Source organism: Pasteurella canis (assembly GCF_900454865.1).
GTDB lineage: Bacteria > Pseudomonadota > Gammaproteobacteria > Enterobacterales > Pasteurellaceae > Pasteurella > Pasteurella canis.
The window spans coordinates 1,436,583-1,456,398 of the sequence record NZ_UGTV01000015.1; the positions used below are offsets into that span (position 1 = coordinate 1,436,583).

The 19,816-nt window shown below is 36.6% G+C and carries 23 protein-coding genes; 7 read left to right on the forward strand and 16 right to left on the reverse strand.

Features of this window, described 5'->3' with window-relative positions:
• Positions 1-6: 6 nt before the first annotated feature.
• From cpxA to yejK, 4 genes are all read right to left on the reverse strand, one after another.
• Positions 7-1,410: an envelope stress sensor histidine kinase CpxA gene (cpxA, locus tag DYE19_RS07350; RefSeq protein ID WP_115323135.1), complete on the reverse strand. Its 1,404-nt coding sequence runs from the start codon at positions 1,408-1,410 to the stop codon at positions 7-9.
• 42 nt (positions 1,411-1,452) lie between these two features.
• Positions 1,453-2,157, reverse strand: coding sequence for a response regulator (locus DYE19_RS07355; RefSeq protein ID WP_049215461.1), 705 nt, complete (start codon positions 2,155-2,157; stop codon positions 1,453-1,455).
• Positions 2,158-2,232: 75 nt separating this feature from the next.
• Entirely contained in the window at positions 2,233-2,646 is a 414-nt protein-coding gene (bamE, locus tag DYE19_RS07360) for an outer membrane protein assembly factor BamE (protein ID WP_049215463.1), read from the reverse strand.
• Positions 2,647-2,714: 68 nt separating this feature from the next.
• A complete protein-coding gene (gene yejK / locus DYE19_RS07365) occupies positions 2,715-3,731 on the reverse strand; it encodes a nucleoid-associated protein YejK (RefSeq protein ID WP_115323136.1) in 1,017 nt (338 codons plus the stop codon).
• Positions 3,732-3,871: 140 nt separating this feature from the next.
• Between yejK and DYE19_RS07370 the strand changes: the two genes are divergently transcribed.
• From DYE19_RS07370 to DYE19_RS07380, 3 genes are all read left to right on the forward strand, one after another.
• On the forward strand, positions 3,872-4,096 hold the full coding sequence (locus tag DYE19_RS07370) for a YejL family protein (RefSeq protein WP_049215465.1): 225 nt from the start codon (positions 3,872-3,874) through the stop codon (positions 4,094-4,096).
• Positions 4,097-4,101: 5 nt separating this feature from the next.
• On the forward strand, positions 4,102-5,841 hold the full coding sequence (locus tag DYE19_RS07375) for a DUF3413 domain-containing protein (RefSeq protein ID WP_115323137.1): 1,740 nt from the start codon (positions 4,102-4,104) through the stop codon (positions 5,839-5,841).
• A gap of 272 nt (positions 5,842-6,113) precedes the next feature.
• Positions 6,114-7,103, forward strand: a complete 990-nt coding sequence (locus DYE19_RS07380; protein ID WP_049215469.1) for an amidohydrolase family protein — start codon at positions 6,114-6,116, stop codon at positions 7,101-7,103.
• A gap of 183 nt (positions 7,104-7,286) precedes the next feature.
• Here the strand turns inward: DYE19_RS07380 and yjjG are convergent, their stop codons facing one another.
• The 6 genes from yjjG to rph form a co-directional block, all read right to left on the reverse strand.
• Positions 7,287-7,961, reverse strand: coding sequence for a pyrimidine 5'-nucleotidase (yjjG, locus tag DYE19_RS07385; protein WP_049215471.1), 675 nt, complete (start codon positions 7,959-7,961; stop codon positions 7,287-7,289).
• A complete protein-coding gene (gene dusC / locus DYE19_RS07390) occupies positions 7,958-8,899 on the reverse strand; it encodes a tRNA dihydrouridine(16) synthase DusC (protein ID WP_115323138.1) in 942 nt (313 codons plus the stop codon). Before dusC ends, yjjG begins: the two co-directional genes overlap by 4 nt.
• Entirely contained in the window at positions 8,890-9,504 is a 615-nt protein-coding gene (locus DYE19_RS07395; protein ID WP_049215475.1) for a DUF2238 domain-containing protein, read from the reverse strand. Before DYE19_RS07395 ends, dusC begins: the two co-directional genes overlap by 10 nt.
• Positions 9,504-10,367, reverse strand: coding sequence for a co-chaperone DjlA (gene djlA, locus DYE19_RS07400; RefSeq protein ID WP_049215477.1), 864 nt, complete (start codon positions 10,365-10,367; stop codon positions 9,504-9,506). The genes DYE19_RS07395 and djlA overlap by 1 nt, the downstream gene beginning before the upstream one ends.
• Positions 10,368-10,456: 89 nt before the next feature.
• On the reverse strand, positions 10,457-11,101 hold the full coding sequence (gene pyrE, locus DYE19_RS07405; RefSeq protein ID WP_049215479.1) for an orotate phosphoribosyltransferase: 645 nt from the start codon (positions 11,099-11,101) through the stop codon (positions 10,457-10,459).
• A 13-nt stretch (positions 11,102-11,114) separates the two neighbouring features.
• Complete coding sequence (gene rph / locus DYE19_RS07410) at positions 11,115-11,831, reverse strand: ribonuclease PH (protein ID WP_049215481.1); 717 nt, start codon at positions 11,829-11,831, stop codon at positions 11,115-11,117.
• A 139-nt stretch (positions 11,832-11,970) separates the two neighbouring features.
• On the opposite strand from rph, the gene DYE19_RS07415 reads away from it, so the two are divergent.
• On the forward strand, positions 11,971-12,834 hold the full coding sequence (locus DYE19_RS07415) for a YicC/YloC family endoribonuclease (RefSeq protein WP_049215482.1): 864 nt from the start codon (positions 11,971-11,973) through the stop codon (positions 12,832-12,834).
• 11 nt (positions 12,835-12,845) lie between these two features.
• A complete protein-coding gene (gene ygfZ / locus DYE19_RS07420) occupies positions 12,846-13,730 on the forward strand; it encodes a CAF17-like 4Fe-4S cluster assembly/insertion protein YgfZ (protein ID WP_115323139.1) in 885 nt (294 codons plus the stop codon).
• 132 nt (positions 13,731-13,862) lie between these two features.
• Here ygfZ and plsY read toward each other — a convergent pair whose 3' ends face one another.
• The gene (gene plsY / locus DYE19_RS07425) at positions 13,863-14,480 is read right to left on the reverse strand and encodes a glycerol-3-phosphate 1-O-acyltransferase PlsY (RefSeq protein ID WP_115323140.1); all 618 of its coding nucleotides are present in this window, start codon (positions 14,478-14,480) and stop codon (positions 13,863-13,865) included.
• Positions 14,481-14,584: 104 nt separating this feature from the next.
• Between plsY and folB the strand changes: the two genes are divergently transcribed.
• Positions 14,585-14,941, forward strand: coding sequence for a dihydroneopterin aldolase (folB, locus tag DYE19_RS07430; RefSeq protein ID WP_049215488.1), 357 nt, complete (start codon positions 14,585-14,587; stop codon positions 14,939-14,941).
• A complete protein-coding gene (locus tag DYE19_RS07435) occupies positions 14,938-15,846 on the forward strand; it encodes a DMT family transporter (protein WP_115323141.1) in 909 nt (302 codons plus the stop codon). The genes folB and DYE19_RS07435 overlap by 4 nt, the downstream gene beginning before the upstream one ends.
• 95 nt (positions 15,847-15,941) lie before the next feature.
• Here the strand turns inward: DYE19_RS07435 and DYE19_RS07440 are convergent, their stop codons facing one another.
• The 5 genes from DYE19_RS07440 to dapF form a co-directional block, all read right to left on the reverse strand.
• Positions 15,942-16,364: a nuclear transport factor 2 family protein gene (locus DYE19_RS07440; RefSeq protein ID WP_174694526.1), complete on the reverse strand. Its 423-nt coding sequence runs from the start codon at positions 16,362-16,364 to the stop codon at positions 15,942-15,944.
• 26 nt (positions 16,365-16,390) lie between these two features.
• Complete coding sequence (locus DYE19_RS07445; protein WP_115323142.1) at positions 16,391-17,104, reverse strand: HAD-IA family hydrolase; 714 nt, start codon at positions 17,102-17,104, stop codon at positions 16,391-16,393.
• Positions 17,101-18,000, reverse strand: coding sequence for a tyrosine recombinase XerC (gene xerC / locus DYE19_RS07450; protein ID WP_115323143.1), 900 nt, complete (start codon positions 17,998-18,000; stop codon positions 17,101-17,103). Before xerC ends, DYE19_RS07445 begins: the two co-directional genes overlap by 4 nt.
• Before the next feature lie 24 nt (positions 18,001-18,024).
• Positions 18,025-18,714, reverse strand: coding sequence for a DUF484 family protein (locus DYE19_RS07455; protein ID WP_115323144.1), 690 nt, complete (start codon positions 18,712-18,714; stop codon positions 18,025-18,027).
• A 93-nt stretch (positions 18,715-18,807) separates the two neighbouring features.
• A complete protein-coding gene (dapF, locus tag DYE19_RS07460; protein WP_115323145.1) occupies positions 18,808-19,632 on the reverse strand; it encodes a diaminopimelate epimerase in 825 nt (274 codons plus the stop codon).
• Between the last annotated feature and the right edge of the window lie 184 nt (positions 19,633-19,816).

Sequence of the window (19,816 nt, forward strand, 5' to 3'; positions counted from 1 at the left end):
TTTTAATTAGCTATTAATCCATAAAGGAATACGTAAATTCACACATAATCCACCTAAGTGACTTGCACTTGCCCAAACAGCACCATGATGTTCTTTAACAACATTTGCCACGATAGCTAACCCTAATCCTGTCCCACCAGTCTCTCGAGTTCTCGTTTCATCGACACGATAAAAAGGTTGAAAAATCTTTTCATATTCGGATTCATCTAATCCGCTCCCATCATCATCAATAATGATCATTAACTCTTGTTTTTTTAAGAAAATGGAGGCTTTTATTTCACTACGCGTATATTTCAAAGCGTTACGTACAATATTTTCTACTGCACTAATCAACAATCCTTTATTGCCATTTATATAATACTTATATGGTTGAGAGACATTTTGTCGCACAGTAAAACGAAGATGACGATGTTCTGCTTCAAAAATAGCATCTTCCAATACTTCTTCCCACAACTCGTTAATAGGAAAAATTTCACGTACAACATGGCTATTTAATTGTTGGCGAGATAACAGTAATAAATCATTAATCATTTTATCTAAACGACGCGCTTCAATCTCAATTCGCTGAATCTCGCTATTTTCTTCACCCACTCGACGACGCAATAACGCTAGCGCCAGTTGTAAGCGCGTTAATGGCGTACGTAATTCATGAGAAATAGAAGAAAGTAATACTTGCTGACTAGACAGTAGTTCCTCTAATGATTCTGTCATCTGGTTAAAGCTTTGTCCTACTTGACGTAATTCAAGCGCCCCCTTAGTTTCCAACTCTTTATTTATTTTGAAGTCACCTAATGAGACCGCTTTTGCAGACATTTGTAAATTCTTAATTGGTTTACCAATACTTCGTGCCAACCACCACAATAAAGGTGTTGAAATTAAAATTAACAATGCTACAAGCACCACTGGGTGAGCAAAAACAAAGCTCATGATTTCTTTTTGCGCATTTACGCGATCAATAAAATATAACGTATAAGACTTATTTGCTTCACCACCTAACTGAATGGAAAAAGGACCAACAATCCTAACATCCCCAAAAACCTTTTTCAGTGGTTTAGTCGGATTAGAGGAAGAATACATAAATTGTGATAAAAGTGGAATTTCAGCAGCAGATGCACCCAAAATATTACGCTCATCACTTTCATCAACTAAAACAGGGCGAATCGCGTCAAGGCGATCTGTGTGAGAAAGAGGAACACCTGCTAAAATTCGAGCAATTTGATTGTGACGAATAGAGGTAATTATCTCTTGTTGATAAGCAGAAAGCTCTTTTTCACTTAATTCAGAATAAATACGAGAATCAAAATAAGGAATTGAAAAAATTAGAATTGATAACAAGGAAAAAGTAAGCCAGAAAAAGGCAAAAATACGGAATGAAATAGTGTTAAAATAACTTTCTTTCGCAAATGGCATAGAATACTCATAAGGCTATTATCTAAATAATAGCCTTTTTATTTATCTCTCTGAAACTAACAAATAACCACGACCTCTTAATGTTTTAAACCAAGGTGAGCCGTCTATACGAGGAGGTAATTTTTTACGCAAATTTGACATATGCATGTCAATTGCGCGATCGAATGGTGTGAGTTGCTTACCCAGAATCTCAAGACTTAAAGATTCCCGTGAAAGAATTTGTCCCGAGTTTAAGACTAGTTTTTGTAACAACGCAAATTCTGTACCTGTTAACTCTAAATCTTTATCATTATAAAAAGCTTGTTGCCGTCCAGGATAAAGTGTAATACCGCAGAACATAAACTCACTACGATTATCTTTTAATTCAACAATACCTAAAGGTGTTGCTTGGTGTGTACGACGTAAAATTGCTTTGATCCGTGCAACAAGTTCACGATCATTAAATGGTTTCGGGATATAATCATCTGCGCCGAGCTCTAAACCTAAAATACGATCAATATCATCGCCACGTGCCGTCAACATAATAACGGGAACACTAAATTCCTGACGAATTCTCTTTAACGTTTCAACGCCATTTAACACAGGCATCATAATATCAAGCAAGACTAAATCATAGCTAAGATCGAGTTTTTGTAATGCTTGTAAGCCATTATTTGCCATATCAATTTCAAAGCCTTCTAAGGTCAACAACTCCGCAAGAAGCTCTATCAATTCAACATCATCATCAACTAACAAAATCTTAGGCATAGATTATCCTCAACTTTGGCCAATCGAAAAAATACGCTCACGCGATAAAATAAAATATTACAACTTATAAGTTAATTATTTCCAAAACTGCCACCAACGCTTCGCAGCTGTATTTTCTGCTTGAATAATCGCATTATTAATTGCAGGTTTACTTTCATCTGGTAAAGGTTTATCTAAATCAAAACTTGTTACTAAGCCACGTTTATCAAAATTAACAATTAGTGTACGCTGCTCAGGTGTTTGATACGCTTTTTGTTGTAAAAATACATAATACCATTTGTTATTATTAAAAGGGTCGATTAATACAGGAGTACCTAATAAATATTGTACTTGTTGTACATTCATTCCCACTTGTAATTGGTTAACTGTTGCAGCTTCTAAATAATTGCCTTGTGGTACATCAATACGATAAACAACTTTATCTATACTAGAGCAAGCACTAATACTGAATGCAAGCACGATAACACTAATAACTGACTTAAATTGCATAATTTTTTTACCTTTTTATACACTGCAAATGATGAACGATAATACCGAAACTTTAATAGATTGCCAAATCAATTCTCTTCTTTTAATTGCCGTTGTAACTGGTCACGTAAATTTGGTGGTAATCCTTTAATAGTTAACGTATCCGTATTTTCATCCCAAAAAATACGATGATTAATTAATTCTGCTTCAAAACTAATAGTAATACCTTTGCCTGAACCTGAAAATTTTGTTAAAGATTTTAATGCTGAACGCACAGGTGGAATACTTGTCTCCAAACCATAATCCTGTTCATTAGCAAACTCGACAAAAGCACGCTCGTTTAGAGTTGGCATATTGGCAGAAAGTTCCCTTAATTCAATCTCTTCACCTGAGCTCATCTGTCCTTTGCAATATTCAAATACTTGTTTCTTCACTGCTTGAGTTTGTTCTTTACTCAACTCCCCTTGTTCACAATAATCACTGACTGCCTGCAATAAACATTGATTTTGTACTTGAGGATTTAATCCCTCATCAGCGCCCAAAAAATCCATAAAAAAATCGCCAATTTTACGCCCCACACGTCCTTTGACAAATGTTAAATAACGATTTGATCTTGCATCTAATTTTAATTCTGTCAGGTTAATACGCGCAGCAATATCAAACTGTGCGATATCAAGATACTGTGTACGATGAATATCCAAATGCTCATCCACTAACATACTCGCACGACTATCTAACAATGCAATAAACAGATAATCTGTTGCTAAAAAATTATAGCGACAAAAGACGAGAGTACCGTTATCAGCAAATGGATACTTACTTAGTTCTGTCGCTAAAAGTATGGTAGATTTTTGACTAAATTCAAGAAATTCATTCTCATTTTCGAGGAAACGATTTAAATCTTGGGCAAAAAGGGAGGTATCTTGAAATACACCATAAGCTTTACTTTTGTTTTGATAAGCTTGATGTAACTGCAACATCATTTGTTCGACTTCTGGTGTAATTGTAAGTACTTGTTCACGTAACAAAGTGCTTAATTTTACTGCATTTTCTTCACTCGACTTTATTAACTGGTGAAGCACAATTTCGTTCACATTTATACTCATAACTAATTTACTATTTTGCCTTAAAAACTTCTCCATATTATAACCGCACTTTTTTAACTATAAATAAGAAAAAATGCTGGGATATACAAAATAATCGGTTATGATATAACACAAATTTTATTTTATGGTTCAAAACCAGCATGGCAAAAAACTCAAAATATCAAGATAAACAAATAGATGTGATTTTAAATGATATGATTGCTGTTTTAGAAAAACATCAAGCACCAGTTGACTTATCCCTTGTTGTTCTTGGCAATATGGTCACTAATTTACTAGTGAGTAGTGTCGGAATAAATCAACGCACTGCATTAGCCAAGGCTTTTTCAGATGCCCTATTGCATTCAGTTAGTGACAAAAAATCGTAAAGATAATGTGGATTAAAGCAAACAAACAATATCGCGAAGAAACTTCAAGAAAAATATCTTGGGGTCACTGGTTTGCTTTCTTTAATATTTTATGGGCAATCGCTATTGGCACACGCTATGCCTTTATTATAGATTGGCCAGATACACTACTGGGTAAACTTTATTTTTTCATTAGTATTTTAGGGCATTTTAGCTTTGTTGTTTTTGCTCTTTATTTGTTAATTGTTTTCCCACTCAGTTTTATCATTAAAAATCAGCGTACTTTCCGTGGTATTACGGTTATTCTCACCACAATTGGTGCAACTTTATTATTGGTTGATACAGAGGTTTTCTCACGCTTCAATTTACACTTATCAACAGTGGTATGGAATTTATTAGTCAATCCTGAAAATGGTGAACTCTCGCGTACCTGGCAAATTTTCTTTGCACCAATGCCAATCATTTTATTAGTACAAATGGTATTTTCGCGTTGGTCTTGGCAAAAGTTACGAAGTCTAGAACGCCAAAAATGGCTTAAAGCTGTAGGTGTATTCTTTGTTTGTTCCTTCATTGCTACCCATTTAATGTATGCTTGGGCTGATGCGTTTATTTATCGTCCTATTACGATGCAACGCTCTAATTTTCCATTGTCTTATCCAATGACTGCTCGTTCATTCTTGGAAAAACATGGTTTTTTAAATAAAGAAGAGTATGACCAAATTATTGAGCAGCAAGGGCGACTAGATGCACTAAAAATCAATTATCCCAAACAGCCTCTCCAGTTTATGGATAGTCAAACACCTAACATGCTCCTAATTACTATTTCGGGTTTGCGCTATGATGCGATAACAGAAGTACAAATGCCTTACTTATCTCAATTTGCCGCAAAATCAACTCAATTTACTCATCATTATAGTAGTGGAAATACTAATAACACTGGGCTCACAGGTTTGTTTTATGGTTTAAGTGCAAATTACATGGATAGTTTACTTAGCAATAAAACGGCATCAGTATTAGTTGAAAAGTTAAAGCAAGAAAACTACCAGCTAGGCTTATTTTCTAGTACACAATTTAACTCGACCTTGTTCCGCCAAGCATTATTCCCAACTCTTGGTCACTCAACACGTAAAACAAATAATCAATCAGAAACTGCGTTATTTAAAACTTGGCTGGCAGCAACAAACGTACAAAATAAGCCTTTTGCGGCTTATTTAAGCCTCGATATTCGCCCAAATTTATCATATGAAAATTACAAATTAGAATTAGCTGAAATCGATCGCTTATTATCCTCGATACTACCAATGATTGACTTAACAAATACTTTCGTTGCAATTACAGCTGAACATGGCTATCAATTTAACGATCTAAGTAAAAAAGAACGCTATCATTACTTTGCACGAGATGAAATCCAAGTCCCGATGATTATTCATTGGCATTCATTACCAAGACAAAAAATTGACAAGTTAACTAGTCATATGGATTTATTGCCCGCAGTCATGAAACATATTTTCAACGTGCAAAACCCGATTGCAGATTACTCTCAAGGTAGAGATTTATTTAATTTAAATCAAGAAGCAAACTGGGTTTTAGTCTCTAACCACCGTTGGAATGTCATTATTTCCCCTGATAGCACACAATATCATATTGATCGTCAAGGTAATTATCAGAAATACAATCGTGACTATCAAAAAGAATCTTCCCAGCGACCACCGTTAGGATTATTCCTTGAGGTATTCAATCAAGAGCGCTCGTTTATAGAAAAATAAATATAAATTTACCCATAAACCAATAGCCAAAACCAATTATATTTTTCAGGTTTAACACTTTATACTAGCGGGCAATTTTTAGGATATAGACATAATGTTATTAATTAAAAATCAGAGAATTTTTCATAACATTGTTAGTTATTTTATCAGTCACTTTCGTGGCCTGATTTCATTTCTATTTTTAATTAATAAAAAATCCTCATTTATTGGGGATTTTTTTATATCTACGGCACCTCACTTCTTCCTCATGTTGATATTTTCACGGAGCTATTATGAAAAATCATGTTCGTAGTTTTAAAACTTATATTAGAGATGAAATTATTAAAAAAGGAGGCTGGGTAAATGCGCACGCACATGCAGATCGCGCCTTCACAATGACTCCAGAAAAAATTAGCATTTATCATACCAGTAATTTGCAACAAAAATGGGACTTAGTAGATGAGGTCAAACGTACATCCAGTGTGGACGATTATTATGCGCGTTTTTGCCAATCTATTGAATTAATGATCTCACAAGGTGTTACTGCCTTTGGTACTTTTGTTGATATTGATCCTATTTGTGAAGATCGTGCAATTATTGCAGCACATAAAGCACGTGAAGTATATAAGCACGATATTACGTTAAAATTTGCAAACCAAACATTGAAAGGTGTCATTGAACCTACCGCAAGACAATGGTTTGATATTGGGGCGGAAATGGTGGATATGATCGGTGGCTTACCTTATCGTGATGAGTTGGATTATGGAAGAGGCTTAGATGCAATGGACATATTGTTAGATACGGCGAAATCACGTGGTATTATGTGCCATGTTCATGTTGATCAATTCAATTCACCTAAAGAAAAAGAAACAGAACAGCTTTGTGATAAAACAATCGAACATGGTATGGAAGGTCGCGTAGTCGCTATTCATGGTATTTCTATTGGTGCTCACTCTAAAGATTACCGTTACCGTTTATATGAAAAAATGCGTCAGGCACAAATGATGATGATTGCTTGTCCAATGGCGTGGATCGACAGTAACCGCAAAGAAGACTTAATGCCCTTCCACAATGCCTTAACACCTGCAGATGAAATGATTCCTGAGGGTATTACAGTTGCAATTGGTACGGATAATATTTGCGATTACATGGTGCCATTATGTGAGGGTGATATGTGGCAAGAACTTAGTCTACTAGCAGCAGGTTGTCGTTTCCCTGATTTAGACGCAATGGTGAATATTGCGAGTATCAATGGCCGTAAAGTACTTGGATTGGATGTCTAATTCAGTTATTGCAAAAAAGAAACGCACTCCTAGCAGCTTGAAATCAGTATACAATATTCACTGCTAAACCTAGCTGACAAATCACACTAGGTTTAGCAAATGTCAATGTACAGCTTACTGCTCAACACTCGATATTTTCTCAAAAAAGACCGCTCTTTTGTTTTCCTCTTATATAAAAATAGCTTACTCAACAGAAACAATTTTTAGCAATTCATCAAAACGCCCAATGCTATAAGTAGGGGTAATATTTGTTGTATTTTCACGAGTATAATGTAACCAACATGTATCTAACTGTGCATTATGCCCACCTAAAATATCCGACTCCAAATTATCCCCAATCATGAGCACTTGACTACGATCAGTTACATTCGCTAAATTTAAACTATGTTCAAAAATGCGAGGATCAGGTTTCGCAATACCTACTTCCTCCGAAATAGTAATAAATTCAAACCAATCGGCTAATCCTGTCTTTTCTAAGCGTAAACGTTGTAAGGTTGTAAATCCATTTGTAATGATACCTAAATTAGCATACTCTTTTAAGACCGCTAAAGTTTCTACAACATGTTCAAGCGGCTTACAAATATCTGCCATTGCTATTAAATAATGATCATTTAATTCCACAGGTTTTTTATTGAGGCGAGCTGCCCAACTAGCAAAGCGTGTTACTTGCAATTGCTCTGCTGTAATTTCTGCATTTTGATATTGTACCCAAAGTGGTTTATTTATGCGCTGAAACTCCTCAAAATCCGTTTGTTTAAAATCAACTCCATAATCAGAAAATAATTTTTGTAACCCTGCAAATGCATCGAAAGAAAATAACGTTTCATCTGCATCAAAGAAAAGCCATTGGTATTTCATTTAATTATTGCTCCATCGATTTTTATTCTTAGCTCTTGCCCATCATGACAAGTCTTGATTAATTCAAATAAACTATGCGCTTCTGGATAGGCTTGTTTTAAATAACCTAACCACTGTTTAATCCGTGCTACATGATAGAAACCTGTATCAAACTGGTTCTCAGTATGTGCATATTTCTGCAATATTTTTTGGACTTGCTCCCATACCATTTTGGGTTGATTGAATTTGACTACAGTGCTTAAATTAGGGATATTCAGTGCACCACGTCCTATCATCAAATCATGACAGCCTGTTGCAGCCAAACAATTTTGTCCATCTTGCCAATTCCAAATCTCACCATTCGCGATTACTGGAATACGCAATTTTTGCCTAACCTCATTAATCTTCGCCCAATTAATACGATCTGCACGATAGCCATCTGTTTTTGTTCGCCCATGAATCGTTATTTCTGTTGCACCACCTTGCTGTACAGCGTCAGCAATTTCAAACGCCTGTTCAACACTATCCCAACCTAGACGAACTTTAACACTGACAGGTAAATGTTGCGGTACTGCTTGACGTAATGCGTGAGTTGCTTGATAAATCAACTCAGGTTGTTTTAATAATGATGCGCCACCATGACTGCCATTAACAGTTTTTGAAGGACATCCACAATTCAAATCAATCCCATGAGAACCCAATTCAATTGCGCGAACAGCATTTTCGCCTAGCCATTGTGGATGTTGCCCTAATAGTTGAATACGCACAGGCGTCCCTGAAGAGGTGAAACCTTGTTGATAAAGTTCGGGACAAAGCCGATAAAAGACTTTTGTAGGTAAAAGCTGATCAACTACACGCACAAATTCAGAAATGCATAAATCATAGGAATTAACTTCAGTGAGAAGCTGGCGAACAAAAGGATCAAGTACTCCTTGCATTGGTGCTAAAATTACACGCATTGTTTGTCCGTTCTCACCAAATAAAACAATACTAAGGCAGTAATAGCCCCTAAGGTGTCTGCTAAAATATCCTTTTGTGCATCCCAATTATCGCCTTGTGATCCTAAAAATGCGATTCCTTCTTCGCCACCAGCAATAACTGCATATTGCCACTCAATTAATTCATAAGCTGCGGCAAAACTCATAACAAAGAATAAAGAAAAAAAGCCTGCTAGTACAGGACCACATAATTTACGACGTAATAACCATTCAGCCATGGGAAAACTATAAAACCCAATAATATAGTGAGCGATACGATCAAAATGGTTACGTTCCTCTCCTAACCAAGACAAGTAAGAATTTGCCCAATCAAATGGGACGTGTTCAAAGGTATAATGTGCGCCAATAAAATGTAGAATCATCCAAAGGCTCATTAAAAAATAAGCAAGATGACTGAATTGAAAAATTCGGTAAGTAACGATAAGCAGTCCTAAAATTAAACATACTGGTAACACCTCTGCATACCATACTGCTCTCGAGAAAGGTTCAATACCTGACCATATTCCAGTCAATACAATAATTATTGTCAGTAAAAGTGGGATACGGTCTTTTGCTGAAAATAACATTATTTCCAGCCTTTAGTCTTACAAATTAAATCATAAGCAGCTTGGATTTGCTGTGTTTTCTCTTTCGCCATGTCCAGCATTTCTTTTGGTAATCCCTTCGCTACTAATTTATCGGGATGATTTTCGTTCATCAAACGACGATATGCACGTTTTACTGTCTGTTGATCATCTGTTGCTGTGACACCAAGTACTTTGTATGCATCCTCGACTGTTGGTCCAGAATGTGATTGATAACTACCATAACTTTGTTGGTCGTGTTGTTGATAGCCGTAACCGCTTTGATAACCTTGTTGTTGGTAACCTCTTCGTGTAAATTGACGAGCTGCAAACTCCATCGCTAACATCTGCTCAAACTGAAAACGTGATAAACCTAGCTCCTCAGCAACAACATATAACACCTCTTTCTCACCTTGCTCTAACTGTGCATCAGCAAAAGCAGCTTGTACTTGTACATGTAAAAACATTCGCAACAAGTCTGCTCGTTGTCCACAACCAAGGCGAAACTCACGAATCACTTGGCGCAGTGGGAAATCTGTTGATTTACCACGGTTAAACGCCTCTTGTGCTAAACGACGATTAGCGTCATCGAGTTGCATTTGCTGCATTAAATGTGTTGCCAATTGAATATCATTTTCCGTGACACGCCCTTTGGCTTTACTTAAATGACCTAACACAGCAAATGTCGTTTGCATAAATAATGATTGCCGCGTAATTTTACTTTTAAAAAAACTCGAATTGACAGTACCAAGCTCATACAGTTTCTTATCGCCTAAATGGCCTAAAATAACGCCACAAATTGCACCAAAAAAACCGCCAAACTTCCAACCTATAATTAATCCTAAAAATTTACCAATAAAACTCATTCTTTTTCTCCAAATAGACAAAAGTGCATCCTATTTTTAAATTAGCTCATAATACTTAAAATTTCCTTAAAACAGACCGCACTTTTCGCTTATTTCACCCCATATTGCTCTCGGTAAATACGCATAGCGGGTAAATATTGTTGATATTGCGCCTCTTGTTCAATAAATAGCATCAAGTCATCAAAATCAATAATAGATAAAACTTGGCATTGATAATCTCGTTCAACTTCCTGAATGGCTGATAACTCACCTTTTCCTTTTTCTTTACGGTTTAAGGCAATAAGTACTGCACTTAATTGTGCATTATTGGCAGCAATTAATGTCATCGACTCGCGAATGGCTGTCCCAGCAGTAATCACATCATCAACTAATAACACTTTTCCTTGCAGAGGCGCACCAATTAAATTACCACCCTCACCATGATCTTTGGCCTCTTTACGATTAAAACAAACAGGTTTATCAACTTGAAATTGATTAAATAACGCGACAGACAGAGTTGTCGCAATTGGAATACCTTTATAAGCGGGGCCAAAAATAACATCATACTCGGGTCTATGGGCTTGAATAGCTTTTGCATAAAACTCACCTAAACGTGCTAAATCAGCACCCGTATTAAATAAACCCGCATTAAAAAAATATGGGCTAATACGCCCTGATTTCAGAGTAAATTCACCAAATTTCAAGACTTGGCGACTTAATGCAAACTGGATAAATTCTAATTTATAGGCTTCCATTACAAAATCCTTTTTATTCTGCTAACGCTTGACGCTGAGCTGCAAAAATCACATCACAACCCTGTTTCGCCAATTCAAGTAACTTTAAAAGCTCTTCATGGCTAAATGGTTCACCTTCTGCCGTTCCCTGTACTTCGATCATTCTACTATCTTCCATCATCACGACATTCATATCGGTTTCTGCTGCAGAGTCTTCAACATATTCTAAGTCACACACTGCCTCACCCTCTACAATTCCCACTGAAATTGCCGCAACTAATCCTTTGATTGGATTCGTTTTTAAAGTGCCATTTTCAACTAATGTATTAATTGCATCACATAAAGCAACACAAGCCCCCGTAATCGAAGCTGTTCGCGTCCCACCATCAGCTTGGATCACATCGCAATCTAACGTAATAGAACGCTCACCTAATGCTTCTAAATCCACCATCGCACGTAATGACCGCGCAATTAAACGTTGGATCTCCATCGTCCGCCCACCCTGTTTACCTTTCGCTGCCTCACGTTGCATACGACTGTGGGTGGAACGTGGTAACATACCATATTCTGCTGTCACCCAACCTTGATTCTGACCTTTTAAAAAACGCGGTACTGACTCTTCAACTGTTGCTGTACATAATACTTTAGTCTCACCAAATTCGACGAGCACAGAACCTTCAGCATGTTTTGTGTAATGACGAGTTATTTTTATTGAACGAGGCTGATTATTTGCACGTGCATTTGGACGCATAAGTTATTCCTTTATTATTTGCTATTCTGATAAAAAATTCGCGTTATTTTAGCATGCAAACAAACTGACAGAAACGAAATTTACAAGTACAATAGCCGTGTTTAGCCGTTCATCTTTTCATAACACTTAAGGAATTCACATGATCTATAGTATGACCGCCTTTGCTCGCCTTGAAATAAAACAAGATTGGGGTGATGCCGTATGGGAAATTCGTTCAGTAAACCAACGTTATTTAGAAACATTTTTTCGTTTACCTGAACAATTTCGTGGTCTAGAAAATACATTGCGTGAAAAACTGCGCCAAAATCTCACTCGCGGTAAAATCGAATGTTCATTACGGATTGATAATAAAAAACAAATTGTAACTGAACTTAATTTAAACAAAGCTTTAGCCCAACAAGTCATTCAATCGTTGCAATGGATTAAACAACAAGCGGGCGAAGGAGAAATTAACCCAAATGATATCTTACGTTACCCTGGTGTCATAGAGGCTCCAGAACAAGATCTTGATCTTATCAGTCAGCAATTATTACAAGGATTCGATACTCTATTAGCGGATTTTATTGCTATGCGAGCTAGAGAAGGTGAAAAAGTACAAGCGTTAATTGAACAACGCTTAGCGACTATTTCTATTGAAGCAGACAAAGTGCGGTCAAAAATGCCAGAAATTTTACAATGGCAACGCGATCGTCTACTCCAACGCTTTGAAGAAATTAATTTACAAGCTGATCCGCAACGACTTGAGCAAGAAATGGTTTTAGTTGCACAACGTGTCGATGTCGCAGAAGAGTTAGATCGCCTGCAATTACATGTAAAAGAAACGCAAGCCATTTTGCAAAAAGGAGGCGCAATTGGTCGTAAATTAGACTTTATGATGCAAGAATTAAACCGTGAATCTAATACTCTTGCCTCAAAATCAATTAATACTGAAGTGACAAATTCTGCGGTAGAATTAAAAGTATTAATTGAACAAATGCGTGAACAAATTCAAAACTTAGAGTAAGGAAAAAGGATATGACTTATTCATTATTAACGGAAATGCAAGATTTTATAGCTTGCGATTTACAACAATACACCTTAATTGAAATTAAAGGGGAAGATGCTGAAAAATTCTTACAAGGACAATTAACTTGCGATGTAAGTCAACTTGCTGAAGGCGCTTCAACACTGACAGCCCATTGTGATCCTAAAGGTAAAGTCACTTCACTATTTCGATTAATTCGTACAGAAGCACAATGTTTCTACCTTCTAATTAAAAAAAACCTATTGCCCACCGCATTAGAACAACTCAAAAAATATGCTGTCTTTTCAAAAGTCACTTTTACAGAACTTGATTGGCACATCATTGGTTTAGCAGGTCAAAAAATTATTAATGTCTGTGATGAAGTTCCAGCTAAGATTCGTCTTCACCTCAATAGCCAACAACCTAGAATGATACTACTCCATCCAACGCCATTAGATATCACCCCTAATGCAGCCCATCCAGCATGGGATCTTTTGGACATTCAAGATGGTATTCCCATGTTAAGCACAGAAACACAGGGAGAATTTATTCCACAAGCGTTAAATTTGCAGAGCCTAGAAAATGCGATTTCTTTCCAAAAAGGCTGTTATATTGGACAAGAGATTGTAGCACGAGCTAAATATCGTGGTGCAAATAAACGTGCAATGTTCACTTTTGTTGCTCATAGCCAAGACATCCCTGAATTGAGGAGTGAAATTGAAATACAATTGGAAACAAACTGGCGTAAAACAGGTTCTATTATAAATGTAGCTAATTTTGAAGGCACTTTATGGTTACAAGTGGTGTTGAATAATCAAATCGAAGAAGGCTCTCAATTCAGATTATCAGAGCAAACTGAATTAACACCTTTTGCACTCCCTTATCAATTAGCATAATTTTGTTCCTCTTTAACTAAAAAAGCAGACTAATTAGTCTGCTTTTTCAATCTCTGTTTTGTCTTTATAACTGATTCTTTATTTTAAATCTCAATCAATCATTGATTAAAGAATTAAAATGACTTTGCTTACTTATTCTTTGCTAGACTGATTTTGCTTTTTTAATTTATGCCATACTTTATCTTCCTGCCCACGCCATAAACGTTGAATATTATCGTGGTGGCGATAAATCAATAAACAACATACTAACGCCACAGGAAAAGTAAATTCAGGCTTAAACCACCAAACATAAAAAGGAACTATGAGTGCTGTTAACACCGCACTTAAAGAAGAATAACCAGTGATTAAAAAGACAAGTAACCATGTACCTAACATAGATCCAGCTACACCCCACGAAATAGGTGCAATCGCGCCAAATGCAGTAGCTACGCCTTTACCACCTTTAAACTTAAAGAAAATAGGGAAAATATGTCCCAAACAGGCACCTAACGCAACCATACCTAACTCAAAGTGAGTGAGTCCTAAATAATACCCTAACCACACAGGTAGCATGCCTTTAAACATATCAAATAATAACACCCCCAATGCAATCCAACGTCCACCAATACGTAATACATTCGTTGCACCAGGATTGTTTGAACCACTGTTTCTTGGATCAGGCAGACCAGCTAAACGACATAACAAAATCGCACTTGAAACAGAGCCTAATAAATAGGCAACTACCATATAGAAAATAGCGAAAAGGCTCATTAGTTAGTCCTTTAGAGTGGCAAAGAGGAAAAATATGTTCGTCTATTGTACATAAACTTGGTAGCATAAGCCTACTATATTTTTCGATCAGAAGGAATAAATGAATGATTGATCACATTTTCATTGAAGAATTGACTGTTTTCGCTCAGATCGGTGTCTATGACTGGGAACAACAAATTAAACAAAAATTAGTATTTGATCTTGAAATGGCTTGGGATAGTAGCAAAGCGGCAGAAACTGACGATGTACAATATTGTTTAAACTATGCAGAAGTGAGCGAGTTTATTATTGATTATGTTCAATCAAAATCCTTCTTACTCATTGAACGTGTAGCTTATGAAGTGGCAGATCAATTACAACAACGCTTTGGTATTCAAGGATTACGCTTAAAATTAAGCAAGCCTAAAGCCGTCGCTCAGGCAAAAAATGTTGGCATTATTATTAAACGTGGCAATTTATGAGACAAAAACAAGGATACGGTTATTTTTGCTTAGTTTTAGCGACCTTATTTTGGGGAGGCAACTACCTTTTTGGTAAAATGTTAAGCAATGACATCGCTCCAATTCTGTTAAACTACTCTCGTTGGTTACCTGCTGCTTTTATTCTATTCCTCCTCTTTGGCAAAAACTTACCTCAATTTTTCCCGATTATTCGTCAAAATTGGTTAATTTTGACCGCACTTGCCCTGTTAGGTATCGTAATTTTTCCTGTTTTTCTCTATCAGGGTTTACAAACAACCACTACACTGAATGCTAGTATTTATCTGGCTGTTGTACCGATTGTTGTCTTATTTTTAAATCGTTTAATCTTTGCTGATCCAATTCGCCCTATGCTTTTATTAGGGGCGATAACAAGTTTTACCGGAGTACTCTGGTTACTCAGTCATGGTGAGCTAAATCGTTTATACCAACTCGACATCAATCAAGGCGATCTATGGGCAATTGGTTCTGCGATTAGTTGGGCACTTTATTGTTGTATTATTCGATTAAAACCAGCCACATTGCCTAATACGATGATGTTAACAGCCCAAGTCTGTATCGCAATGTTACTTTTTACACCTGTTTTTATTTGGCAATACTTACAGTTAGAACAGAATTTCATCTCTACACTCAGCAGTCACCAATACTGGATTATTGGTTATTTAATTATCGGACCATCGATTCTTTCTTATGCCTTTTGGAATTATGGGATTTCAATTGTAGGAGGTGCAAAAGGCGCGGCTTTCACTAATGCCACACCTCTATTTGCCGCAATATTCGGGATTTTAGTTCTAAATGAACAGCTGCATACTTATCATATTGTAAGTGCTTGCTTAATTGTCGTTGGATTATGGCTGTGTAATAAAAAAGCGGTTGATGAAAAATAATATAGACAGTTAGTTCAAGATATCAATCAGCCATTACTCACAGGTAGCATCTGAGATATTAAATAAACAAAATAAATGTTAAAAAGCACTCAATATTACAACCAATCTACTTGGTCATCTCTAAATTGTGGTTCTAAGCCTTTTTCGTAGGGGTTATAATTGTTTTGCTTACAGCCAAATTCTTTTACAAAGATGATCTGACCAGTTTCATTCCATTCAATAAGTGACATACCGTCAAACATATCGACTTTTCCATTATCCATCTCATCTTTAAAACACCATTCAACAACCGTTTGATTTCCATTGTGAAAATATTGTTTTATCACCCAGCTTACAACTTTTCCTCGCTGATTCCATTCTTCAAACCAATGCTTAAGCATTTTTCGATTAACATATTGTGGTCCCCAGCTTTCAATGTAGAGTACATTCTCCGCAAAAATGTCTACTATACCGAGATCCCTTTGCTGTAACCACATTTCAAACCATAATTGAATTCTGTTTTCACGTTCTTTTAACACATTTCACTCCTATTATTTGATAGGAATTATGCTGATAACAACAGCAATTGCGTCAAATCTGTAATTTCTACTGTTGGCACCAATGTTGCGTCTGAAAAGTCGCGTAAGTTTTTCCCAGACTGATTAATCCAAACTGCCTGACAATTGGCTTGAATTGCGCCTTGTATATCGGCAATTAAATTATCGCCTACATGCAAAATTTCTTGGGGCTGTACACCAAATTGTTGAGCAGTTTGGTGAAATAAATCTTGGTGTGGCTTCGCTCGACCCTGTTCGCCACCACGTAATACTAAATCAAACTGTGTCAAGCCAATACGTTGTGGTTCCACATTACCATTAGTAATCGCGACTAATGGATATTTGGCTTTTAAAGTATTCAACACTTGCTGGCTTTGGTTTGGCACTTCAATTTTGTGGCGCCATTCCACAAACACATCCATTACGGATTGTAAAATTCGTGTCATTTCGACCGCACTTTTTTGATGATAAGCCAAAAGTTGTCGCATACTTTCTATACGCCATTCCACTACATCTTCACTCAAAATCGAATTTTGTTGCGCCACTTTATTTTTCCAATCACGCCAAATGTCAGTAGTAAGCTCATGAAGTTGGCTTTCTTGTTTTAATTGTGCCAAAAAGTGCTGCTCTGCTAAACGAATGACTTCAGTATTATCATAAAGCGTATCGTCCAAATCAAAGCTAATCAGTTTAAAAGGTTGTAAAGTGCGGTAAAATTTCATTCCATTTTCCTATTTTTACGCTTTGCGCGTGGGTGGGCAGAGTCATATACTTCCGCTAAATGTTGAAAGTTTAAATGGGTATAAATCTGTGTTGTCGATAAATTACTGTGTCCTAATAGTTCTTGTACTGCACGTAAATCCGAACTAGCCTCAAGCATATGAGTCGCAAAGGAATGACGTAATTTATGGGGATTTAGATGGCTGTTTAAACCTTGTTTAATACCCCACACTTCAAGGCGTTTTTGAATAGATCGATGGGTCAAACGGTTACCAAGCTGACTCACAAATAATGCCTCATCTTTTGGATTAAAAAGTAACCGCACTTTAAGCCATTGCTGCAATGCATGAGCAGCATAACGTCCAAAAGGCACAATGCGCTCTTTATTCCCTTTACCAATCACACGGACCTCACGTACTCGAGTATTAATACTTGTTAAGTTAAGCCCTTGTAATTCAGACAAACGCAATCCAGAACTATAAAGTAGCTCAAGCATTGCTCTATCACGAATATCAATGGGTTCTTTACTGTCATTACTGAGTAATTTCTGTACTTGTTCCGCATCAATATTTTTAGGTAAATAACGTCCTTGTTTCGGTGCAGAAATGCCTGTTGCAGGATTCACAGACAGCTCCCCTTGCTGCACTAAGTAGGATAAGAATTTACGTAATGCAGACAAACGCAAAGCTAAACTTCTTTCATGTAAGCCTTCTTTTTTGCTTTGTGCTAAAATAAATCGAACTACACTAGCAGAAACAGATTGCCAACCAGTAATACCATTTTCAAGTAATATTTCCACAATACGATTCAGCTGACGTTGGTAATTACTCAGTGTATGAGGACTCACTTGACGCTCAATACGTAGGTAATTCCAATATTTTTCAAGCTGTGTTTGCATTCTGATCGTTATCCTTCTTCCGCATTAGCGTTTAAAATTATCTACCCAGCGCCCTAAATGTAGCTCTACAATATCCACTAGATGTTTTAAAAATTCCGTATCCTGTCCATTATGAAAATGGCGCTCATCTCTCGCAGAAAACAGCAAGAGTGCAGTGGCTTTCTGTCCTGTTTTACACCCAAGCAAGCAACACGCTACTGAGCCAATTGGAAACTCCTCTGGCAAAAATAACATTGTTTTTTCTTTATGCGTCATTTGACCAAGGTAAAAACGACGTAACCCAAAACGCTCCAAACGCACGATCTCAAAAGCTTTGCGATCGAGCCACACTTCCTCACTTAAACTCGTTCGTTTTTCCCATTCATCCGTAAATAACAGGATTTTGGCTTGCTGTAACTCAAATTTTTTTACCCATAGATCCAGTTTTTGGATCCCCTCTGTGATGTTGCTTGCTTGTGAAAGCTGTTGTTGTAAAGGCAACAGCCCGAGGAAAATATCACTATTTTGAATAGCTAATTGAGTAAATTTTTCTAATTCTGCCTCAAGTTCTTTAATTCGATGGCGTTGACGCTCAAGCTGTAATTCTACCAACGAAAGCGTATTTTTTTGTGAGTAATAAAGATTGAGGTAATCAAGCAATTCGGGATGATCGAGAAAAAAATCTGGATGCTGAGTGAGGTAGTCCCTTATTTGAGTATGGGTTAAATTTTGCATAATGTTTATTCACTTATTTTTTCATTTCCTGTTTCGCTGTGATAACAACCTACTTTTCTGTACTTGCAGAAAGCACAGAAAAGTAACAGAAAACTATAATTTAATTACTCCATCATACACGTGTGTTGCTTCCCCAGTCATAAACAATGGTTTTCCTACGCCTTCCCATTCAATTGTTAAACTGCCACCAGGTAGATCCACTTGTACTTTGTTATCTAACAAACCTTGCATAATACCTACAGCTGCTGCCGCACAAGCCCCACTTCCACAAGCTTGTGTTTCTCCAGCCCCTCTTTCATAAACACGTAATTTAATATGTCGCCGATTCACTACTTGCATAAACCCAGCATTAACACGTTCAGGAAAGCGCTCATGTTTTTCTAATAATGGTCCTAATTGTTCTACATTTGCTTTGAGAATATCATCAACTTGTACAACACAATGAGGATTACCCATCGAAACAGCGCCACACAACACAGTTTGAATATCCGTCCGCAAAATATAATTTTTCTCAAATTTATTTGCTGTAAATGGAATTTTGGCAGGTTCCCAAATGGGTTCCCCCATATTGACTCGCACTTTTTCATTTTCAAGTACATTCAAGATCATTTTGCCTGTTTGTGTACTAACCGTAATCTCTTTTTTATCTGTTAATCCTTTTAAAATCACAAAACGAGCAAAGCAACGTGCTCCATTACCACATTGTGCCACTTCACTTCCATCTGCATTAAAAATACGATAATGGAAATCTAAATCTGGATCATAAGGTGGCTCTACAACTAGCATTTGATCAAACCCAATTCCTCGATGGCGATCCGCCAATCGTTTAATTGTGTCTGCTGAAAAGTATAAATTTTGAGTAACTGCATCAATGACGATAAAATCGTTACCTAAACCATGCATTTTGGAAAACTGCATTTCCTATCCTTGTATAAAAAACTGTTAATTCTTCGCATTATAACAGTCAGAGAAAATGAGTAAACAGAGTACAGAACTTCAACGAGATAATCTTAGTCAGAAAGAAAATTAATCCGCTTTTGAATTATAATATCGATAGTTTTATTGCTCATTCATATTTTAATGCCACTGATATAAGAATGCG